The 20311-nt window shown below is 35.8% G+C and carries 21 protein-coding genes and 1 riboswitch; of the genes, 8 read left to right on the forward strand and 13 right to left on the reverse strand.

Annotated elements, in window-relative coordinates:
• Positions 1–361: 361 nt before the first annotated feature.
• From Y7E_RS0118170 to Y7E_RS33700, 8 genes are all read right to left on the reverse strand, one after another.
• A complete protein-coding gene (locus Y7E_RS0118170; RefSeq protein ID WP_017152689.1) occupies positions 362–1144 on the reverse strand; it encodes a DeoR/GlpR family DNA-binding transcription regulator in 783 nt (260 codons plus the stop codon).
• Positions 1145–1227: 83 nt separating this feature from the next.
• Positions 1228–2412: a saccharopine dehydrogenase family protein gene (locus tag Y7E_RS0118175; protein ID WP_017152690.1), complete on the reverse strand. Its 1185-nt coding sequence runs from the start codon at positions 2410–2412 to the stop codon at positions 1228–1230.
• The gene (gene phnW / locus Y7E_RS0118180) at positions 2409–3506 is read right to left on the reverse strand and encodes a 2-aminoethylphosphonate--pyruvate transaminase (protein ID WP_017152691.1); all 1098 of its coding nucleotides are present in this window, start codon (positions 3504–3506) and stop codon (positions 2409–2411) included. Before phnW ends, Y7E_RS0118175 begins: the two co-directional genes overlap by 4 nt.
• A 14-nt stretch (positions 3507–3520) precedes the next feature.
• Positions 3521–4315, reverse strand: a complete 795-nt coding sequence (gene phnX / locus Y7E_RS0118185) for a phosphonoacetaldehyde hydrolase (protein WP_026049263.1) — start codon at positions 4313–4315, stop codon at positions 3521–3523.
• Between the two features lie 16 nt (positions 4316–4331).
• Positions 4332–6089, reverse strand: coding sequence for a putative 2-aminoethylphosphonate ABC transporter permease subunit (locus tag Y7E_RS0118190; RefSeq protein ID WP_017152693.1), 1758 nt, complete (start codon positions 6087–6089; stop codon positions 4332–4334).
• Positions 6090–7091, reverse strand: a complete 1002-nt coding sequence (locus Y7E_RS0118195; protein WP_017152694.1) for a putative 2-aminoethylphosphonate ABC transporter ATP-binding protein — start codon at positions 7089–7091, stop codon at positions 6090–6092.
• 15 nt (positions 7092–7106) lie between these two features.
• Positions 7107–8183, reverse strand: coding sequence for a putative 2-aminoethylphosphonate ABC transporter substrate-binding protein (locus Y7E_RS0118200; RefSeq protein WP_017152695.1), 1077 nt, complete (start codon positions 8181–8183; stop codon positions 7107–7109).
• A gap of 227 nt (positions 8184–8410) precedes the next feature.
• A complete protein-coding gene (locus Y7E_RS33700; RefSeq protein ID WP_000240797.1) occupies positions 8411–8563 on the reverse strand; it encodes a hypothetical protein in 153 nt (50 codons plus the stop codon).
• A 173-nt stretch (positions 8564–8736) separates the two neighbouring features.
• Between Y7E_RS33700 and Y7E_RS0118210 the strand changes: the two genes are divergently transcribed.
• Positions 8737–9072, forward strand: a complete 336-nt coding sequence (locus Y7E_RS0118210; protein ID WP_017152696.1) for a DUF3905 domain-containing protein — start codon at positions 8737–8739, stop codon at positions 9070–9072.
• 38 nt (positions 9073–9110) lie between these two features.
• On the opposite strand, the gene Y7E_RS0118215 is transcribed toward Y7E_RS0118210, so the two are convergent.
• The 5 genes from Y7E_RS0118215 to phaR all read right to left on the reverse strand — a co-directional run bounded on the left by Y7E_RS0118215 (position 9111) and on the right by phaR (position 14409).
• On the reverse strand, positions 9111–10460 hold the full coding sequence (locus Y7E_RS0118215; protein ID WP_017152697.1) for a TrkH family potassium uptake protein: 1350 nt from the start codon (positions 10458–10460) through the stop codon (positions 9111–9113).
• Between the two features lie 26 nt (positions 10461–10486).
• Positions 10487–11677 (reverse strand): NAD(P)/FAD-dependent oxidoreductase, encoded by a 1191-nt coding sequence (locus Y7E_RS0118220; protein ID WP_017152698.1) that lies wholly within the window; start codon positions 11675–11677, stop codon positions 10487–10489.
• 178 nt (positions 11678–11855) lie between these two features.
• A complete protein-coding gene (gene phaC / locus Y7E_RS0118225; RefSeq protein WP_017152699.1) occupies positions 11856–12941 on the reverse strand; it encodes a class III poly(R)-hydroxyalkanoic acid synthase subunit PhaC in 1086 nt (361 codons plus the stop codon).
• A gap of 83 nt (positions 12942–13024) precedes the next feature.
• Complete coding sequence (locus Y7E_RS0118230; protein ID WP_017152700.1) at positions 13025–13768, reverse strand: acetoacetyl-CoA reductase; 744 nt, start codon at positions 13766–13768, stop codon at positions 13025–13027.
• 158 nt (positions 13769–13926) lie between these two features.
• The gene (gene phaR / locus Y7E_RS0118235; protein WP_017152701.1) at positions 13927–14409 is read right to left on the reverse strand and encodes a polyhydroxyalkanoic acid synthase subunit PhaR; all 483 of its coding nucleotides are present in this window, start codon (positions 14407–14409) and stop codon (positions 13927–13929) included.
• A 198-nt stretch (positions 14410–14607) separates the two neighbouring features.
• Here phaR and phaQ point away from each other — a divergent pair, with 198 nt between their 5' ends.
• From phaQ to Y7E_RS0118270, 7 genes are all read left to right on the forward strand, one after another.
• Entirely contained in the window at positions 14608–15060 is a 453-nt protein-coding gene (gene phaQ, locus Y7E_RS0118240) for a poly-beta-hydroxybutyrate-responsive repressor (RefSeq protein ID WP_017152702.1), read from the forward strand.
• A gap of 42 nt (positions 15061–15102) precedes the next feature.
• Entirely contained in the window at positions 15103–15627 is a 525-nt protein-coding gene (gene phaP, locus Y7E_RS0118245) for a polyhydroxyalkanoic acid inclusion protein PhaP (protein WP_017152703.1), read from the forward strand.
• Positions 15628–15728: 101 nt separating this feature from the next.
• Positions 15729–16172: a MaoC family dehydratase gene (locus Y7E_RS0118250; protein WP_017152704.1), complete on the forward strand. Its 444-nt coding sequence runs from the start codon at positions 15729–15731 to the stop codon at positions 16170–16172.
• A gap of 172 nt (positions 16173–16344) precedes the next feature.
• Positions 16345–16530, forward strand: coding sequence for an alpha/beta-type small acid-soluble spore protein (locus Y7E_RS0118255; protein WP_000241213.1), 186 nt, complete (start codon positions 16345–16347; stop codon positions 16528–16530).
• A gap of 114 nt (positions 16531–16644) precedes the next feature.
• Positions 16645–17964: a TrkH family potassium uptake protein gene (locus Y7E_RS0118260; RefSeq protein WP_017152705.1), complete on the forward strand. Its 1320-nt coding sequence runs from the start codon at positions 16645–16647 to the stop codon at positions 17962–17964.
• 38 nt (positions 17965–18002) lie between these two features.
• Positions 18003–18177: riboswitch (yybP-ykoY riboswitch) on the forward strand.
• An 84-nt stretch (positions 18178–18261) separates the two neighbouring features.
• The gene (locus Y7E_RS0118265) at positions 18262–19059 is read left to right on the forward strand and encodes a TerC family protein (protein ID WP_017152706.1); all 798 of its coding nucleotides are present in this window, start codon (positions 18262–18264) and stop codon (positions 19057–19059) included.
• 276 nt (positions 19060–19335) lie between these two features.
• The gene (locus Y7E_RS0118270; protein WP_017152707.1) at positions 19336–20187 is read left to right on the forward strand and encodes a formate/nitrite transporter family protein; all 852 of its coding nucleotides are present in this window, start codon (positions 19336–19338) and stop codon (positions 20185–20187) included.
• Positions 20188–20311: the final 124 nt, after the last annotated feature.

Raw genomic sequence — 20311 nt, forward strand, 5'->3', positions numbered from 1 at the left:
ACCCACTGATTATTAGCCTTCACCAATCGGACTTTTAGGGGCAGTTGATCCCCCACCTATCTTCCTCGTTTCTCTCTGCATCTTGAGGTAGAGTCTTACTGCCCGTTAATGCGGGATAAACCACTTCTATGTAAGACCGTGCCTCTCTCCCAATCAAAAAAGTTATTTCAGTTTTTCAATCTGGATATATAAATAGCGGTTATGAAAATAAAAGAAGATTTCCACTCATTTTCTCCTTCTGCTTTCACATGGGGTGGAGCTAAAAAAGGCACTGACCGTTTCTAGCCATGAGCGGATCCTCTCTTCCATCTAAAAGGAATGCGTTTATGTCAGTTTTTCCACTAGGAAAAGAAGCATATATTTAACTAATCGTCCAGCGAATATTATTTTTTGTAATTAATTCTTCAAAACTAGGCGGCATTTTTTTATCGCAAATTACGTGCTCAATATTAGAAAAGCCGGCAATTCGATAATTTCCTTTTACCCCAAGCTTTGTATGATCACATAAAACAAATGTATTTTCCGCTAATTGAATCATTGCTTCTGATAACTTAGCTTTTTCCAATTCAAAACTCGAGATCCCAAAGCTAGGTAACAATCCATCAATTGAAATAAATGCCTTATGAAAATGAAACTGACGAATGACTTGCTGTGAAATAGATCCTGATACACGACAGTGTTTTGGAGACACTTTTCCTCCAATAAACAATACTTCCCCATCAAACATCTTTTTATTTATAGAAGAAATTAATTGGGTTGCAACAGGAAATGAACTCGTCACAACAGTTAAGTTTTTCCGATGAACAAGATAAGGAACCATTTGCAGCGGTGTGCTTCCATCATCGATAACAATTACATCTCCATCTTCTACAAAAGTTGCTGCTTTATAGCCGATTCTTTTCTTTTCTTCAATATATAGCATTTCTCTTTCTAACATAGGGGGCTCTATACCTGCTCCCGGAAGTTGAACCGCTCCCCCATATACTTTCTTCAACTTCTTTTCCCGATCAAGCTCTTCTAAATATCTGCGAATGGTTTCTGTTGATACTGAAAACTCACTTGCTAACTCTGAAACTCTCACTTTTCCCTTAAACTCTACTTTTTCAAGAATACTACGCTTTCTTTCTTCACCAACAACAGACATCACTTCACCTCATTTATCTCACTTATTTAGGCAACCTAATCCCATCTCAAGATTTTGAGATGGGATTCGTATGGGGATTTCACTTACACAAAATCATAGCTTTCTTCTACTACACAAGCTTCTTCATGAATACAGATACCTCGTTTTTCTAACTCATCAAAAATAATTTTTGGATTTTGAAAAGCTTCTTCAGGCGTTACAACCCCTTTTTTATTCACTTCACCCTTCGCAATTAACTCTGTTGCAATTCCAAATGGAATTCCTACATTTCTTGTGTAAGCTCTCAGGTTTTCCCATCCTTCTACAGATCCGTCAGAAGTAGGGTGCGTATGATATAAAACATGGCGCTCTTTTTGACCATTTTTCTTTCCGACTACTTCTACATGAAGCGCATATCCATAGACCTCTGTTTCTTGCCCTTCTTTTGATTGCAGTAAATAGTTTGATATACAATCCATAATACCAATCTCTTTACCATTTACTTCAATTTTATCGTTACGTAATATACCATAATCGTATAAAGCTCGAACAAGCTGCATATTTTGTTGCGGCCAAGTTCCGCGTGTTTCAATAAGCTGCACTCCTTTATCTTTTAACGCTTTAGCTAACGTGATTGTTTCAGAGTGAGGAATGATATACTGAACAGCTTTCCCAAATGGTGCAGGTAATTCAATTTCCCTTGGACGTGCAAATGGAGGGACTTGTTTAAATTCACCATTTTCAAATACTGTACGCGTCGGTAATTTCGGGTCATATTCGTATGTTGTCGTTTCTGTAATCGACGCTGAGAATGCAATCGGACGATAAGATCCATGACTTACACGTACTGACTCTACTGCATCTAACTGATTCGCTGCATACATCGCCATCATTTGTGTCACACCTGGCGTCATACCAAATCCCGGCAAACAAGTTTTTCCATTTTGAACAAATATATTATGCCATTCATTTTCTTCGCCAAAACCATTTAAATTCACACCATGGCATCCAGCCTCCGCAATACAGCGCGTAGATAATCCATTTAGCTTAATCGTTGTACCATCCATGACAATATCATAGCCTTTCATTTTCGCTACTGTATCTTCATGATTTGTAACATCTACTTGTACAAAATCAACGCGCGGATCATTTAGCCATGCTACTACTTTTCGTCCTTCTTCTTCATTAAAATCAGCAACCGTAATTGTTTCAAAAGATGAAAATTGAACTAAGTCCAAAATTGCTTCCCGACAAATTTTACCGGCTCCACCTAAACAAAATACTTTCATCCTATAACAGCTCCTTTTGCAATGCTATCTACTAATCGATGAATATCATCTTCATGCACATCACCAATATTGCCAATTCGGAACGTATCTACTTTCGAAATTTTTCCTGGATAAATCACAAATCCGTGCTGTTTGAGTTCATTATATAATCTATTAAATTCAAAACCTTCTTCTGGGTAAATAAAAGATGTAATGATAGGAGATTGATATTTTTCATCTACTACCGACTGAAAACCAACCTCTCTCATTCTCTTTACTAATACTTGTTGGTTATTACGATAGCGAGCATTTCGAACTTTAACTCCGCCCTCTTCTTCTAGTTCAAGTAATGCTTGATAAAAAGCTCGTACAATATGTGTTGGTGATGTAAAACGCCATTTTCCATTTTGAGCTTCCATCGTTTCCCACTGATCATAAAGATCTAATGATAACGAACGAGCTTGACCTTTACATTTTGCTAATTCATCACGCTTTACAATTACAAATCCAAACCCTGGAACACCTTGGATACATTTATTTGCACTGCTAATCATAAAATCAATTTGTAAATCAGCAATATCCATTTCTACACCGCCAAAACTACTCATTGCATCAACAATCGTAACTTTTCCGTACTGTTTCCCTAAGTTACATACATCGGCGATTGGATTAATAATTCCTGTTGTTGTTTCACAATGCACAACAACAACGTGCGTAATTTCTGGATCTTTTTGCAACAAATCTTCTATTTCTACAAGATTTGTCGGTTCCCATTCTTCTGTTTGGCTCACAACCACATCAATGTGTAACATCTCTGCCATTTGTACGATTCGCTTTCCATACGCGCCATTCGTACAGACAAGAAGTTTTCCTTCTTTCGGAATCACCGAACCGATAACTGATTCAACAGAAAAAGTACCACTTCCTTGCATTAAAACTGCTGTATATTTTTCCTCTTCCTTTGTTGCTAATGCTACAAGGCGGCTTCGTACTTCTTGTACCATTGTGATATATTCAGCGTCCCATGTACACCAATCGTATAGCATGACTTCTTTTACAGTTTTTGTTGTCGTTAATGGTCCAGGTGTTAGTAATAAATAGTGGTTCTCCTTCATGATCCATACCCCTTTTATGAAATGATAAGTTCTTGTTTTTCGATATGTTCAATTACATTCGGTAAATCTTGCATCGTTTCTACCGTAAAGTGAGCCCCATTCTCATTGAAACGCTTTCGAACCACTTCCATTTTTTCTCGAAGCTCTACTGGATCCATATTTTCAACTTCCTCTTCAGTTAAACCCAGTTCACTGCTACCAAGAATAACACCAACTGTCCACATTCCTGCATTTTTACCTTCCTTCATATCTGACACTGTGTCTCCAACCTTAATCATATGATTCATTGGATATACCCCAAGCTGCATTGCATTCTTATAACACATCCACGGATACGGACGACCAGCCGGAACCTCATCTGGTGTAACAAGAAAATCCGGCTCATATCCTTGCTCTTTTGCTTCTTTTGCAACAATATCCATCATTTCTCTTGTATACCCTGTTGTGGAACCAATTTTAATACCCTGTTCACGTAAATGTGAAATCACATCTTTCACTCCAGGAATTGGAGTGGCATAACGCGGTAAAATAGAAAAGAGGATTTCTTCAAACTCTTCATACATTTCCTGAATATCTGTCTCCGTTGGTAATTGTCCAAAAACTCGCTTCCATTCTTCTCTAATACGAGGCATTTCTGTTAGTGCGCGAACATGATCAATTTTTAGTAATCCCATTGGTTTACGTGCTTCTTCGGCTGTAATGACAACACCACGTTTATGAAAGATTTCCATAAAGACTTCTAATGGTGCAAAACACCCATAATCAACTGTCGTACCAGCCCAATCAAAAATAATCGCTTCAATTTTCATCCTTCCATCACCCTTCTTATCTTTTTTGCCATAATGCTGTTCGATTACGAACAGCTTTTGTTCCCCATTCATACAGGACTCTAACTACAATATTCGTTACAACAATGAGCACACTCATCGCTGCTGCCGGTGCAATATTTCCAGCATCATCCATATTCACAATTGAAACAGCTGCTAATTTAAAATCAGCTGCATATAAGAAGACAACTGCCGATACAGTTACCATTGAATTCACAAAATAGTACATCACCATTTCTAAAATCGCTGGCAAGCACATCGGTACCGTCACCCGAAAGAATGTTTTATAAAATGGAATTCCCATCGATTGCGAAACAAGCTCAAATTCTCGGTCCAATTTCTTTAACGCAGTCGTTGCTGTAACAAAGGTTACAGAATAGAAGTGAATAATATTCACAAGTACAAGAACCGCAATCGTACCATACAAAGGATGGAATGGATTGATTACTTCCCATCCAAAAAATTGAATCGTAGGTTGACTAAAGAAAAAGACATAGCCTAGTCCAAGTACTAATCCTGGAATAGCAAGTGGGACAATAGAGAAAAAGTAACCCACTTTTCTAAAGAATTCTAGTTGTTGAATCTTTTCAATAGCATATGCAAAAACAAATGTTAGGATTGCTCCAATAACCGCTGTGATTGCTGAAACAATGACACTATTTTTAAACGCTGCAATTCCATCTCCTGTTAAACTTGAAAAGTTGAAGTGCTCAAGTGTAAATGTCATATTATATGGCCATACTTTTACACTTGCTGCAACACCAACTGCAACAAATAAAAGAATGATCATGAGTGTAATGATAGTGCAATATACGAATGAAATCGCATCTCTTTTTTTATTAGTAGAAATTCGATATGACACTGCTTTTGAAGATAAAAAATTCGCTTGTTTCCTTTGGGTAATCCGGTCCACTGCAAATGCGAATATAGCTGGAATTAACAAAATCATTCCGACCGTCGCACCCATTGGCATATTTTGTTGTCCAATTACTTGCTTGTATACATCTGTTGCAAGCACATTATATTGGCCACCTACAATTTTCGGCGCCCCAAAATCAGTAAAACTAAGTGTAAATACTACAAACATTGCGCTGATTAGCCCGTATTTCACACCAGGTAATGTAACGGTGAAAAATTGTTTTACTTTTCCTGCCCCTAGCATATTGGATGCTTCATATAGACGATAATCTGAACCTTGAAAGGCAATTAATAAAATGAGAAATGCTTGCGGAAACGTATAAATAACTTCAGCAATTGTAATTCCAACAGGTCCATATAATGGAATTTGGAATCCTTCAAATAAACCAAATAGCCCTTTTGTTACTAACCCTTGGTTACCAAATAAATATGTAAGCGCAATCCCGTGCATCATCGTTGGCGCAAATAACGGCAATAGGGCGATATATTGGAACAGACGCTTACCAAAAACATTCGTACGCGCAATTGCATACGCATAAGCAAACGCTAATGTAACTGAAATTACCGTCGTAAGCCCTGAAATCCATACAGTATTCTGCAACGATTGAACAAGAGTTGGTGTTGTGAAATATTTACTAAAGTTTGCAACACCAACGAAAGCACCGTCTTTATCGTAGAAAGCTTGTGTAAACAGTTGCAGTAATGGCAATACAAGCATTACAAGAAATGCAAGAAGCATACTGACAACTAACAACCTTTGTATCCACTCTTCTTTCCCAATACTTCTCTTAACTGTTTTTCTAGAAGCTTCTGTTTTATAGCTTTCTAACATTTCCATCTATACAATGACCTTCTTTCCATATGACAGCATATGATTTTCTGAAAATGAAATTTGAAGTGGTTTTCCTTTTCGAATACAATTTTGCTCTGCCACCGATGCTAATATATCTACAACAATTCGCTCATTATATAGATGTGTCTTCTCTTCTACTACACGTACTTCCGTTCGATATACAGATCCACGAAACTCCATATTTTCTACAACTGTTTTCATTCCATTATTTTGTACAATCATTACGTGTTCTGGACGAATTGCTTGTTTCCTGTCATTCTCCGAAAAGAAATTAATAGAACCAATAAAATCTGCAACAAACGGATTCGCTGGCTTTTGATAAATCTCCTCTGGTGTTCCAATCTGCATAATCTCCGCATGATTCATGACAACAATTTTATCAGCCATCGTTAATGCCTCTTCTTGATCATGCGTCACCATAATGGTTGTAACTCCTACTTTTTCTTGTAATTCACGCATTTCTCTACGTAATTTCTCGCGCACCTTTGCATCGAGTGCAGAAAGTGGCTCATCAAGCAATAGAATATCAGGAGACAGCGCGAGCGCGCGTGCAAGTGCTACTCGCTGCTGTTGTCCCCCAGACATTTGAGCAGGATATTTATCTTTCACATTCAACAAATCAACAAGCTCTAATGCTTCTATTACTTTCTCTTTTACTTCCGCTTTTGAGTATCGCTTCGTTTTCAATCCATATTCAATATTTTCAAGTGCTGTTAAATTAGGGAATAATGCATACGATTGAAAGACCATTCCTAAATTTCGTTTTCCAGGTGGCAATGCTGTAATATCTTTTCCATTAACAGCTATACTTCCTGCTGTTGGCTCTTCTAAACCGGCCAAAATACGAAGTAGCGTCGTTTTACCACAACCACTTGGACCTAGTAAACAAACAAACTCATTTTTTTTCACTGTAAAAGAAATATCTTTTAACGCTGTAAACGCATCAAACTGTTTTTGAATATGTTGAATTGATAAATATTCGCTCATTTTTCTCTCTCCCACTTACTTTTTCGGTTCTGCTTTTTGACCAAACTCTTTTTCCCAACGCTCTAAAATTTTATCGCGGTTTTCAGCTGCCCATTTAAAATCATTATTTTTATATAACTTTTCTGTCACATCTTTTGGGAAACCATCTGGAAGTTTATAATCATTTTTAATCGTCGCAAATCCATTTTTCTCAAAATATAACTTCATAACATCATCTGTAATTGCCCAATCTAAAAACGCTTTAGCAATCTTATCGTTTTTCGCATTATCTTTCTTAATTAACGCATTAGCTTCTACTTCCCAGCCCAACCCTTCTTTTGGAAGAGCAACTTCAATTGGTGCACCTTTTTGTTTTTCTTTTAAACCGCTATAAATCATAGATACTCCAACTGGATATTCTCCAGCACCTGCTAATTTTGCTGGTTTTGATCCAGAGTGCGTGTAAGTTGCGACATTTTCATGAAGTTTCTTCATGTAATCCCACCCTTTATCTTCACCCATAATTTGCAGCCATGCAGATACTGTTAAAAATCCTGTTCCGGAAGAAGCTGGATGCGGCATAACGATTGTTCCTTTATATTCTGGTTTTGTTAAATCTTCATATGATGTTGGCATCGGTAAGTTTTTCTTTTCGAGCTCTTCTTTATTAATAGCAATCCCTGTCATAAACGCCGTATTTCCAACCCATTTCTCAGGCTTTTTATCATCTTTAAACTGCGGAAGTACACGATCTACACCTTTTGGAGAATATTCTTTTAACATTTCTTTCTTTTCTAGAGCTAAAAGACTAGAAGCTGCTGTTCCCCATACAACATCTGCTTGTGTATTTTTTCCTTCCGCTAACAATTTCGCTGTAATAACCCCAGTTGAATCACGAACAATATTTAATTTCACATCTGGGTATTTCTTTTTAAAGGAATCAAGATAAATAGGTACAAGTTCTTCTTCAATTGCTGTATAAACTGTTAATGATCCGGATAATTTGTCATCTTCTACTTTCGCCCCAGCAGTTTCTTCTTTCTTGGCACCACACCCCATTAATAAAGAAAATACTACCCCGGTTGCTACAGCTTTAAAGAATGTTTTTTTCACTGTTTCTCTCTCCTTTTATTTTTCTTATGTACAACTCCAATATAAACGCCAAGTGTAAAAGCAGTATTAAACCAACATTAATCTTTTGTTTGTTGTTTGTTTTTGTGTAATACGTTGCTACTTCAATGTTTTTTCATGTTTTTCTCCCACTAAAAAACAGGAAATTTACAAATAATTTAAAAAAGGTTAAAAATCCCACAAAAAAATGAGGCGTTTGTAAAAACGCCTCATTTTTGCTTACCCTTTTTTGAATTACGATTTGCATATTTCGCTGGATTTTCATTTTCATACTCTACCGCAAATTCCGCATCTGGCAGGCTTTCTTTTGGGGTTTTATTATGATTCATTGCCGCATGTTGCTTTACTTTTCGTTTTACCATTTACAATACCCTCTCTCACTGTAATGACATATCACTTTCTATATTAGTTTGAGAAAACATTCGAAAATTATTGATGGGAAGTGTTAACAAGTACAAAGTAATATATATAGGGAAACATTATATATGAACAAGGAATTGATACTTCCTACTCTAATAAAGAAGGAACGATTATTTTGAAGAAAAAACAACAAATTGATTCACCTATTTTAGATGAAACACTTCCGCATCAGATGAATTTTCCTTCCTTTAAAGGTACAGGAAAACAAATGCAACAACCTTTTATCAATCAATATGATGTTGTAATTGGAGATAGTAAATACAATTCAAAAAATAGCCCACTTAACAATTGGAGTGATGAAGTTGATCCAGCCATCATGGCTGGTGAGGAATGGATTCATCCAACAAATGATATCGGATGGATTTCAGAAGAAAATCAAGAATTATTACAAAACAAAGCTGATAGAGCTGAAGATTCATTTATGCATCCTCAATTTGGCATTAACGATTAAAAAACCATTCTACCTTCATAGGTAGAATGGTTTTCATGTTATCCAATAATAATTCTCTCTTTTGGATATTTATAGCGAGGTGGTTGTTCTCTTCCACCACTTGCCAAAATAAACGTTAAGATACCAACACGACCAATAAACATAAGAACAATTAATACAAGCTTTCCGATTGTACTTAAATCCGAAGTGATACCTGTTGATAGTCCAGTCGTTCCAAATGCAGAACATACTTCAACAATTAAACTCATTAATGGTACATTTTCAGTCATTGACAAAATAAATAATGCAGAAGCACATAATAAAATCCCCATCGTCATAACAACAGACGCTTTTAAAATATCTTCTTCATGTAATTGCCGCTTAAAGACACGTACCGTTCTACCACCTTTTGCAAACGTATATAGGGAAAGAATATTTACAGCAAACGTCGTCGTACGTATCCCTCCCCCAACTGAGCTTGGAGAAGCACCAATAAACATTAAAACACTCATAAATAAAAGCGTTGGCTGTGACAATTCCCTTATATCCATTGTTGCTAATCCACCACTTCTCGTTGTAACGGATTGAAATAGCGTATAAAATACTGTTTCATGCCAAGATTTTCCTAATAAAAATTGATTTCGCTCCAATAAAAAAATAACGATTGTTCCAACAATAACAAGCGAGAAAAATGTCGTTGTTGTCAGTTTTGTAAATAATGAAAAACGAAACAATTGATGTTTTTTCTTGCTCAAATATTGTTTCACTTCCATTAATACAGGAAATCCAATTGCTCCTAAAATAATAAGCAGCATATGGATAATTTGTACAATATAGTCATTTTTATATGGAATAAGCGACTGGCCTGTTAAGTCAAATCCACCATTCGTCGTTGCACTAACAGCGGCAAAAAAACCATGAAAATACGCTTCTTGCCAAGTTGGAAAATAGAGTAAAAACCTTGTACCTAAGAGAAGTGCTCCAATCGCTTCTATTGAAACAATCAAAATTAAAATAGACCGCATGAGCTCAACAAGACCCGACAAATTCCCCTGGTTATGGTCTGCCATAATTAACCTTCTTCGCTGCAAGCCAATTTTTTTCCCTGTTAACATCCAAACAAATGTACCAAGTGCCATAATTCCTAAACCGCCTAATTGTAATACAAGCGCTAAAATAATAATGCCTGCCGTATTAAACGTATCTGGAATAGAAACCACTGAAAGCCCTGTAACACTTACGGCACTAACAGATGTAAATAACGCATCTATAAATGTCCACTTTACACCTGGTTTAATGAAAAATGGGAAACTTAATAAAATTACCGAAACAATTACTGCTATAAAATAAAACAAAACAATAAGCTGTACCGGACGTAACTTTTGTAAAAATTTTTTTATATCTCTCATTCCATCACTTCGCTACCTTTTTTCTATCAATTAAACAAAGAAAAATCACCTTTCCCTTTATTTGTAAATAACTGTTGAAATAGTTTTGCAAATACCATTCCATAGACCGTTCCATTTCCCCCATAAGGTAATGCATAGTACAAATTAGGGATTTTACTATCTTCTTTAAAAATAGGCAGACCATCATGACTTCCCCCAAATGTAGCACCCCAATAATATTCAGCTCTTACATTTGAAAGATTTGGAAACATCTCTTGTATAATTTTAGTAAGCACCTCTCGTTTATGCAATAACTTTGTATCACCAAATTTCTGAAATTGCATTGCTTCATCCAATCCACCTACAATAATTCGATTCTTATATGTACGAAAATATAAATATGGCCGAGCAGTTTCCCAAATTAATGATTGTTCGTGCCATCCATTAAAATGCTCTTGCTCATTTGTAACAATGGCATAAGAAGTTGTTACCGTTGTATTCGCTTCCTTCTTCCCAAAGAGTGTTTCATATCCTGTAGCCATAATCACTGATTTCGCTACAATTTTCTGACCTATTTTTGTGTAGGAAACCAAATCTTTTTGAACAGATTTAATATGCATAACCTCTGTATTTTCGAAAATAGAAGCCCCTAGTTGGTTTGCTTTATGTATAAGTCCATGTGCTAACAGATACGGATTTACTTCTGCATCTCCCCCTGTATATAATGCCGCTGGTTTTGTAAATGAATAGCGCTTCTTAATATCAGATTCTGTAAAATACTCAACAGGAAATCCATAACGTTGCAATGTACGGTATTCCTCTTGAAGAAATGAAATATCTTCACTTTTACTTGCATAATATAGGCTTCTTTTCGGAATAAAATAGGGGTCAATATCTAGCTTTGGAATAACTTGTTCCAATGTTCGCAGTGCCTCATAACAAAGTCCATAAGCTCGTACTGCTTTTTCTTCTCCAAATGTATGAATCATAGAATTTAATGATTTATCATGAGCAAATTGGAGTATTCCTGTATTCGCAAGTGTGCTCCCATTTGCAATTTTTCGTTTATCAATCAATATAACTTTCATTCCTAACAACGTTAAAAAATATGCAATATGAGCACCCGTTTCACCGCTCCCCACAATCAACACATCACATATCATATCATTTTCTAGTAGCGGATAACAAGGCATACAAGCTTCTTCATGCCAAAACAAATTCCCAAATGTTAGTTTCATAATCCTACCTCTAAAGTTGAATTTCCTCCTATTTTTCATCATTTCAAAAAAAAAATTCCAACTAGCTTACACTAGTTGGAATTCCTATAAAAGGCGCTTGGTCCATCCATTATAAAATGCGACTTTAATTAGTTCCACGAATAGTAGAACAAATCTTATCATCAATCACTGCTTCACTTCAATTAGAGCGTTCTTCAAGCCAATTTCCAACTGTAGGATACGTTTGTTTTACAGCCGTTCCGCCATATACAACTGACATATGTCCTGTCGGTAGGCACACATACTGTTTATCTGTACTAGAAATATGATCAAGTAACGCCTCCACTTGGCATGGCAGTGCAATATGGTCACGTTTTGCAGAAATATTTAAGACATTTGCCTTAATGTTTTCAAGTTTTACTTTTTGTCCTCGAATTACGAGCTCACCTTTAACCAATTTATTACCTTGATAAAAATCGCGAATCCATTGTCGATATGATTCACCTGGGAATGGAATACCATCTCCAACCCATTTTTGAATCAGCTTCCAGCTTTCAACAAAACGCTCATTTTCTGAGCGGTCAAGTAAAGCAACATACGGACCAACAAAGTTTGTAATCGGTTTTAACATTTTATTTCCAAAATCAATCATTTCTGGTGGGATATTTCCGAATGTATCTACCGCTTTATCTAAGTTAAAATACTTTTCATCTAATAATGGACCATATAATCCTGTTTCAGAGAAATCAAATGGACTTGTCATAAAAATTAAATTCCGAATCGGCATATGCGGGTGAAGTGCTGCATAAATGGATGTTAGCGTCCCCCCCATGCAGTAACCAAGTAAAGAAATCTCGTCCGATTTTGCAGTTCGCATTACCTTTTTAACTGCTTTTGCAATATAGTCGAACACGAAATCATCAAATTTCAAATGACTGTCTTCTAACCCAAATGTACCCCAATCAAGCATATACACATCAAAACCACGATCTACTAAATATTCCACCAAGCTATTTCCTGGTGTTAAATCCATAATATATGGTTTATTAATTAGCGCATAGATTAATAAAATTGGAACCGAATGTGTTTTTTCCTGCTTTGGAATGTAACGATACAGCTTCGTTTTATTTTTAGTCCAAATAACCTCTTTTGGAGTTAAACCTACTTGTGGTTCTGGTTCACGCAGTAAAACCTCACTCGCTCTTTTAAAACGACGATATGCTTTTCGGTATTCTTCTGGGTATAGTTCCAATTGCTTTTCCCATTCTGTTACGAATGTAGTCATTTTCCTATCTCCTTTTTGATTGATTTCCTTCTTCAAGAAAGAAGTGCACTCCTGCTATGGATATGCACTTTCTCCTTCCTTCATTACATATATAATCCGCCGTTAATATTTAACTGTTGACCAGTGATATACGCTCCATCACGGCACAGGTATACAACACCCTTTGCAATTTCATCTGCTTGACCAAAACGCTTCTTTGGAATCTTAGAAACGATTTTTTGACGAACATCTTCTGGTACTTCTGCTACCATTTCTGTATCGATGAATCCTGGGCAAATCGCATTTACTGTTACATTTGTTTTCGCAAGTTCTAGCGCTAATGATTTTGTAAACCCTAACATACCAGCTTTTGCTGCCGAATAGTTTGTTTGACCAAATCCACCAGCTTGTCCAATAATAGAGGAAATACTAATGATTCTTCCCTCCTCTGATTCTGTTATGTAAGGAAGTGCAGCACTTGTTGTATTAAACACACTACTTAAATTCACGTCGATTACGCGATCCCAGTCTTCACGATTCAACTTTTTGAAAGTACGATCTCTTGTAATACCAGCATTATTGACAAGAATATCTACCTTACCAAAATGATTCACAGCTTCATCTACAAGGCGCTTCGCATCTTCTAACTTAGAAACATCTGCCTGAACTGCATATACATCATGACCCTCTGTTCCTAATTCATTCACTAGATTTTCAGCCGCTTCTTTACTGCTATTATAGTTAATAACAACCTTTGCTCCTTCTTTTGCTAACGCTACTGTAATCGCTTTACCAATTCCTTTTGCTCCACCTGTTACGATTGCTACTTTACCATTTAATTGAGTCATTTCTTTTCCCCCTTTAATGAATTTGTGAACGATAATGAATGAATTAAATTGGCACTTGTATAAAAAGTCCCATATATAGATTTTTTCGCCGTTTATACTGTCTCAAAAAGAGGTTCTCCCTACCCTTTTGGTGACATTTAAACAAAGGCGCTTCTTCATCACTTTTTATTTTCTGGTTTCACTGGTGCTTTCGCCGCTTCTTTCACGGGTTCCTGTAACTTTGCTAACACTTCATTTTGTTTTTCAAGTAATTCTAAAATCTTGTCTACCTTATTTTCCAATGTACGAATATCTTGTTTCACTTTTGTTACGTCGCGTTTTAACGTAGGAGATTGTCCTAGAGATTCTGCTTTTTCTTCCAAAAACTCCTCGATATTATCAACTTTATTTTCTAAGTTAATAACGAGCGTAGCTACTCTTGCTATATCTTCTTGGGTTGGCATGTTCACTTTTTCTAAATATCCCTTTGTTGCATCATTTAACATCTTCTGATAAAACAAATTTAAATCTAGAACGCTTCCCATCCAAGCAGAATACTCTTCTGTTTTGATTGTTTCATTGAGCGCTTTTCCCCAAAATGTTTCGGTCTGTTCATAAGCTTCTTTCCATGCTTGTAGTGGATCGAATTTTTGATCAATCACTTCTCCTACACTCCTTTATTCGTTTTTGAAACAATTCAACCTATTCACTATTTTCTAATATTCTGAATAAAACTTCAAGTCTGTATTTTATTTTTTTCTATATTCCAACAAATGTATTGACATTAAAAACAGATAGGTGTAAATTGCACTTATAAGCAAAAAATTCCATCTAACTGATTCATGAGGTGATGTACAATCATGCTACATAATGAACCAGGCCAACAAGAAAGTTTGGAAAAAAACCAAGCGAAACAACCAAACTCCATGCCAAAAAACTTCTTAGTTCCCTTCTTACTTCTCTGTCTAAAAGACTGGAGTCTTCACGGTTACAAACTGATTCAAATGCTAATGGATATCGGCTTTTCTTCTGTTGATCAAGGTAATGTTTATAGAACATTACGCAAGTTAGAAAAAGAAAACCTTATTTCTTCTACTTGGGATACAAGTGAAGGAGGGCCAGCAAAGCGAATTTATTCTTTAACAGAATATGGAGAGCAATATTTAGCAACATGCGCGACCTCTTTTGAACATTATCAAAATATGCTGCGGACGTTTTTCACGTTATACACCAACGCATTCTTTCCATTTTCTAATTCTCCAGAAAAGGATGAGAAAAACTCTTCATCTTCACCTGGTGGTACAGCAGAATAATCTGCGTTCACAATATGCAAAAAAACATTTGGAGGTCAAACCATGGAAACTAAACCATACGAACTTGTCGATGCATTTTGGAAAAATTGGTCACATTCTCTTTCCCTTTTCTCTTCAGCAGGAAAACAATTAGAACAACTTACTTTAGAAACATTAAAACAACAACAGGATGCTTTGCATAAATTAACAGCAGGAGTAGATGAACTGGAAAAAGAGCTACAACAATTCACTGCCCAATTTAATAGTCAATATACAGAATACGTGAAGCAATTCACAGGTAACTCCTTAAATGAACAAATTAACGAATGGAATGAAAAATGGAACGAACTTTCTAATCATATTCATCAACTTACTGTGTCTCCAACAAAAACATCTTTGTCACTTCTTACTCAAACGAGCGGCCAGTTTGAAGAAACAACAAAACAATTCATTGAACAACAACAAATCCAACGTGATGAGGTTCAAAAACAACTGGAAGGTTTTTTGGAAGAATTCAAATCTACACAACTGGAACTCGTAAAAAAGTTCGAGGAAAATTCAAAAAATCTATTTACTTCCATCAAGTAAGGAAAATGTGGCAGCTTACCGCAGAACAAACTAGACTCTTTCTTCCTCCCATTACATCAAGATGGCTTACATTTTTCAATATGGAAAAGAAGGAGGAAAAAATGAATCCATTTCAAGAAGCGCAGTCTGTTCAAGAGCTTCATTATGATGAGATTCAAGTTGGCGATCAAGCATCCTTAACAACAACGATTACTGATGAAGACATTATCACTTTTGCAAAACTGACTGGGGATGTAAATCCAATTCATATTCTAGACTCTTTTGCAAAAACAACAATGTTTAAAGAAAGAATTGCACACGGTATGCTTGTTGCAGGCTTTATTTCTACCGTTCTTGGAACAAAATTACCAGGAAAAAATACAATTTATTTATCACAAAATGTATCATTTCGTGCACCTGTAAAAATTGGTGACACCTTACGCGTAGTCGCAGAAGTTGTCAAAAAACGTGATGATAAAAAAATTATTACGTTGCAAACAAATGTATATAATCAATTGAATGACATTGTTGTCGAAGGTACAGCAACAATACTGAAAAAAGAGTAGCACATTTGCTACTCTTTTTTCGTATCCAAGAACTTCTAATCTCACCGATTACTTCCGTGTATGGCCAAACATATAACACATACACTAACAATACCAGTTTATACAGTGAGCACACCCCTTCACTGCTCATTAAAAACAAATAAACTGGAATATAAATTAGGATGTGTTATTAATGGTAAAAACAAATAAATTACTTGTTCCTGGTGCTGAGCAAGCATTGGAACAATTTAAATATGAAATTGCTCAAGAATTCGGTGTAAGCTTAGGTTCTAATACAGCATCTCGTTCTAACGGATCTGTCGGTGGCGAAGTAACAAAACGTCTCGTTTCCTTAGCACAACAGCAATTACGTGGGTAAATTTATAATAAATGGCTTCGAGGCAGATACATTCTGCCTCTTTTCCTTTTCAACATATAACCTCCTCTTTTTTCACATACTATAAACAGCAAACAACAAAGAAAGGTGTACACTATGAAACGGATTAACATCGGAATGAGCCCGCCCCGCGTGCTTATTTTATCTTTTGTCATATTATCTATTGTGGGGACATGCCTATTAAAACTTCCCATCGCTACTACAACTTCAATATCTTGGCTTGATGCCTTATTTACAACTGTTTCTGCATTTACGGTTACAGGATTAGGGGTTGTCGACACTGGAAAAATATTCACATTATTTGGTCAACTTGTTATTTTAACACTCATTCAAGTTGGTGGTCTTGGAATTATGAGTTTTGCCGTACTGATCGCAATTATGCTCGGAAGAAAAATTGGTCTCCAAAACCGTATTTTATTACAACAAGCACTAAACCAAACAAATATCGGTGGAATTATCCGTCTCGCAAAATCATTATTTCTATTTTCTTTTACTATTGAATGTTTTGCTACCCTTCTTCTTGCTTTTGAGTGGATTCCAAAATACGGTGTTTCCAGTGGATTATATTATAGTTTTTTTCATGCGATTTCGGCATTTAACAACGCTGGATTTTCTATTTGGACTGATAACTTAATGTCACAATCTCATAGTATACTCGTCAACATAGTGATTTCTTCTCTCATTATTTTAGGTGGAATTGGTTTCACAGTCATAGTGGATATAAAGAAAAAACGAAACTTTAAGAACCTTACGTTACACTCTAAACTTATGCTCTCGTTTACTCTTATTGTAAATGTAGCTGCTACAATTTTGATTTTTATATTTGAATTCCATAATCCAATTTCCATGAAAGGATTTACACCGTTTGAAGAAGGACTAGCAGCCTATTTCCAAGCTGTTTCCACACGTACAGCTGGATTTAATACTATAGACATAGCACAACTAACAAAACCATCACTTTTACTAATGATGTTACTCATGTTCATCGGCGCTGGTAGTGCTTCAACAGGCGGAGGCATTAAATTAACAACCTTTTTAATTATGTTATTAGGAGTACTTAAATTTTTGCAAGAGCAAGATGATATTGTCATCTTTAAAAAATCAATCAAAGATGGTTTGATTGTAAAATCACTTGCCATTGTAGTCATTTCAATCTCATTTATTTTCTTCGCTATATTAATTTTAAGTATCACCGAACAAGTTCCCCTCTTAATGAGTGCCTTTGAAGTATTTTCGGCATTTGGGACTGTTGGTCTGAGTATGGGACTTACCCCTAAACTTACAATAATCGGGAAGCTAACCATTATATTTATGATGTTTTTTGGAAAAATGGGTCCTTTAACATTAGCGTTTACTTTTGCACGTAAAAAACAAAGAAAGGTAAAATATCCGAGCGAAGACATTTTAACAGGTTGACAAACATTTACATCATCCATATAATGAAAATATAATAGCATATTTCCAAAGGGGAGTAGCGTCCAAGAATTTATTCTTGGAAACAAAGTCGTCATTACGTAGAACCTAGTTCTTCCGGCTTTGTTGGCATTTTCATTACATATGTCTAGCAAGACCTTTGCCTATCAACGGCAGAGGTCTTTTTTGCATTCATTTCCAGTTCCTTACATCGTTGATAGGTTGAAGTATGGGGAAACTAAACAGTGGGGAAAACCTCTTCACTTGTTTAGGATTTATATAAATGAGAGGAGAATGTACATGGATGTATCATTATTATTGGAGTATGGTTGGGTATTATTAATTTTAGTTGCACTGGAGGGAATTTTAGCAGCTGATAATGCGCTAGTTCTTGCAATCATGGTAAAACATTTACCAGAAGAAAAACGAAAAAAAGCATTGTTTTACGGATTAGCAGGAGCTTTCGTCTTCCGTTTTGGATCATTGTTTATGATTTCTTTCTTAGTCGACGTATGGCAAGTGCAAGCAATAGGTGCGATTTACTTAATGTTTATCGCTGGTAACCATTTATTCAAAACTTACGTTAAAAAGAATACACATGAAGAATCTGAAGAGCAAGAAACAAAGAAAAAACAAGAAAACTTTTGGTGGACAGTATTTAAAGTTGAAGTTGCTGACATTGCGTTTGCTGTTGATTCTATTTTAGCAGCTGTTGCATTAGCGATGACTTTACCAAAAACAGGTCTTGGTACAATTGGTAGCCTTGATACAGGACAATTCCTTGTTATTTTTGCAGGCGGTATGATTGGATTGATTATTATGCGATTTGCTGCATCTGCTTTCGTACAAATATTAAAACGTAAACCAGGTTTAGAAACTGCTGCTTTCTTAATCGTTGGTTGGGTTGGTGTTAAATTAGCTGTTTACACATTGGCTCACCCTGCTTTAGGCGTCATTCCACACGGTTTTCCAGAGTCTACTCCATGGAAATTAGGATTCTGGGTTGTATTAATCGGAATCGCAGCTGGCGGTTGGTTTTTATCAAAAGATACAAATGTCCAAACTACACAAAAGAATTTGGATGAAAAAGCGCTGTAACAACAGCGCTTTTTTCATTTATCTCACATTAACTAGTCTCTCAAAAAATAGATGGATAACAACGAATCCATTAGACATCTTTTTTTAGATAAAACTTCCCTTCCCCTATACTTTTACAAACATAAAATATTATACCACATTTTGTTAACGCTTTCATTTTAAGGTATGTCCTTTTTGTGAAACATTGCACAAACTTATTGAAACTAAAAGTAAATACGTGTACCTTATTCATATGAGGAGTATTTACAGACAATGTACTAAAGGAGCGTATTACTTATGCTAGAACAAGGATTAGCTTACGTTGTACAACTTGCGCAGAAGAAGAAAAAAATGCTGGATGCAAATCCAATGCAATACTTCATTCGCGCTGCACTAGCTGGCATCTATATTGGTTTTATTATTGTATTATGTTTTAAACTAGGTAACTTTTTTCATATCGCAAATTCACCCGGAACATATTTAACAGCTTCGATGTTTTTTGGTATTGCCCTTATATTAATTATATATGGCGGAGCTGAATTATTTACAGGAAATACAATGTATTTTACAGTTGCAACTTTACGAAGAGAAACAACAGTTGTCGATACACTTCGCAATTGGGGTGCTTGTTATGCAGGTAATTTAGCAGGTGCAATATTTTTTGCATTGCTATTTTATGCAACTGGTATTTTTGAAACAATTGATCATGAACATTTAATGAGTAAAGTCGTTGAAATAAAAATGGGAACACCTACAGTGCAATTATTTTTCAAAGCGATTTTATGTAACTGGCTCGTGTGTCTTGCATGTTTCCTTCCTTCTCAAGTAAAAGGAGATACAGCAAAAATACTTATTATGATGTTTCTTGTCTTTACTTTCTTCTTATCTGGTTATGAACATAGCATTGCAAACTTATCATTATTTGCACTATCTTTAGTATCACCACATCCTGATACAATTTCTTTCGCTGGTGCTATCCATAACTTAATTCCGGTTACAATCGGTAACATTATTGGTGGCTCCGTATTCGTTGGTATGGTCTATCACTATATAACAAAAAATAATCCAGAACCTAAAATGGCAGAAGATAATGCAGAATCAGTTCAGCCAGAAGAGATTATTCCTTTACAAGCACATATGAAACATTAAGAAAAAAGTTCCAAGGGTTTCCTTGGAACTTTTTTAACTTCCCGTACATTTTACTTGTATATTTCGGGAAATATCCCCCGCTTCCTTTCCCTTATTTACCCCGCATTAACGTGCAGTAAGACCT

It is taken from the genome of Bacillus bingmayongensis (assembly GCF_000299035.1).
In the GTDB taxonomy this organism is placed as follows: Bacteria; Bacillota; Bacilli; order Bacillales; family Bacillaceae_G; genus Bacillus_A; species Bacillus_A bingmayongensis.

Bases quoted from the DNA above. Each gene is read 5' to 3' on its own strand.
- Y7E_RS0118170 (WP_017152689.1), bottom strand. From the start codon at position 1,144: ATGTCTGTTGTTGGTGAAGAAAGAAAGCGTAGTATTCTTGAAAAAGTA.
- Y7E_RS0118175 (WP_017152690.1), bottom strand. From the start codon at position 2,412: ATGAAAGTATTTTGTTTAGGTGGAGCCGGTAAAATTTGTCGGGAAGCA.
- phnW (WP_017152691.1), bottom strand. From the start codon at position 3,506: ATGAAGGAGAACCACTATTTATTACTAACACCTGGACCATTAACGACA.
- phnX (WP_026049263.1), bottom strand. From the start codon at position 4,315: ATGAAAATTGAAGCGATTATTTTTGATTGGGCTGGTACGACAGTTGAT.
- Y7E_RS0118190 (WP_017152693.1), bottom strand. From the start codon at position 6,089: ATGGAAATGTTAGAAAGCTATAAAACAGAAGCTTCTAGAAAAACAGTT.
- Y7E_RS0118195 (WP_017152694.1), bottom strand. From the start codon at position 7,091: ATGAGCGAATATTTATCAATTCAACATATTCAAAAACAGTTTGATGCG.
- Y7E_RS33700 (WP_000240797.1), bottom strand. From the start codon at position 8,563: ATGGTAAAACGAAAAGTAAAGCAACATGCGGCAATGAATCATAATAAA.
- Y7E_RS0118215 (WP_017152697.1), bottom strand. From the start codon at position 10,460: ATGAGAGATATAAAAAAATTTTTACAAAAGTTACGTCCGGTACAGCTT.
- Y7E_RS0118220 (WP_017152698.1), bottom strand. From the start codon at position 11,677: ATGAAACTAACATTTGGGAATTTGTTTTGGCATGAAGAAGCTTGTATG.
- phaC (WP_017152699.1), bottom strand. From the start codon at position 12,941: ATGACTACATTCGTAACAGAATGGGAAAAGCAATTGGAACTATACCCA.
- Y7E_RS0118230 (WP_017152700.1), bottom strand. From the start codon at position 13,768: ATGACTCAATTAAATGGTAAAGTAGCAATCGTAACAGGTGGAGCAAAA.
- phaQ (WP_017152702.1), top strand. From the start codon at position 14,608: ATGCTACATAATGAACCAGGCCAACAAGAAAGTTTGGAAAAAAACCAA.
- phaP (WP_017152703.1), top strand. From the start codon at position 15,103: ATGGAAACTAAACCATACGAACTTGTCGATGCATTTTGGAAAAATTGG.
- Y7E_RS0118250 (WP_017152704.1), top strand. From the start codon at position 15,729: ATGAATCCATTTCAAGAAGCGCAGTCTGTTCAAGAGCTTCATTATGAT.
- Y7E_RS0118255 (WP_000241213.1), top strand. From the start codon at position 16,345: ATGGTAAAAACAAATAAATTACTTGTTCCTGGTGCTGAGCAAGCATTG.
- Y7E_RS0118260 (WP_017152705.1), top strand. From the start codon at position 16,645: ATGAAACGGATTAACATCGGAATGAGCCCGCCCCGCGTGCTTATTTTA.
- Y7E_RS0118265 (WP_017152706.1), top strand. From the start codon at position 18,262: ATGGATGTATCATTATTATTGGAGTATGGTTGGGTATTATTAATTTTA.
- Y7E_RS0118270 (WP_017152707.1), top strand. From the start codon at position 19,336: ATGCTAGAACAAGGATTAGCTTACGTTGTACAACTTGCGCAGAAGAAG.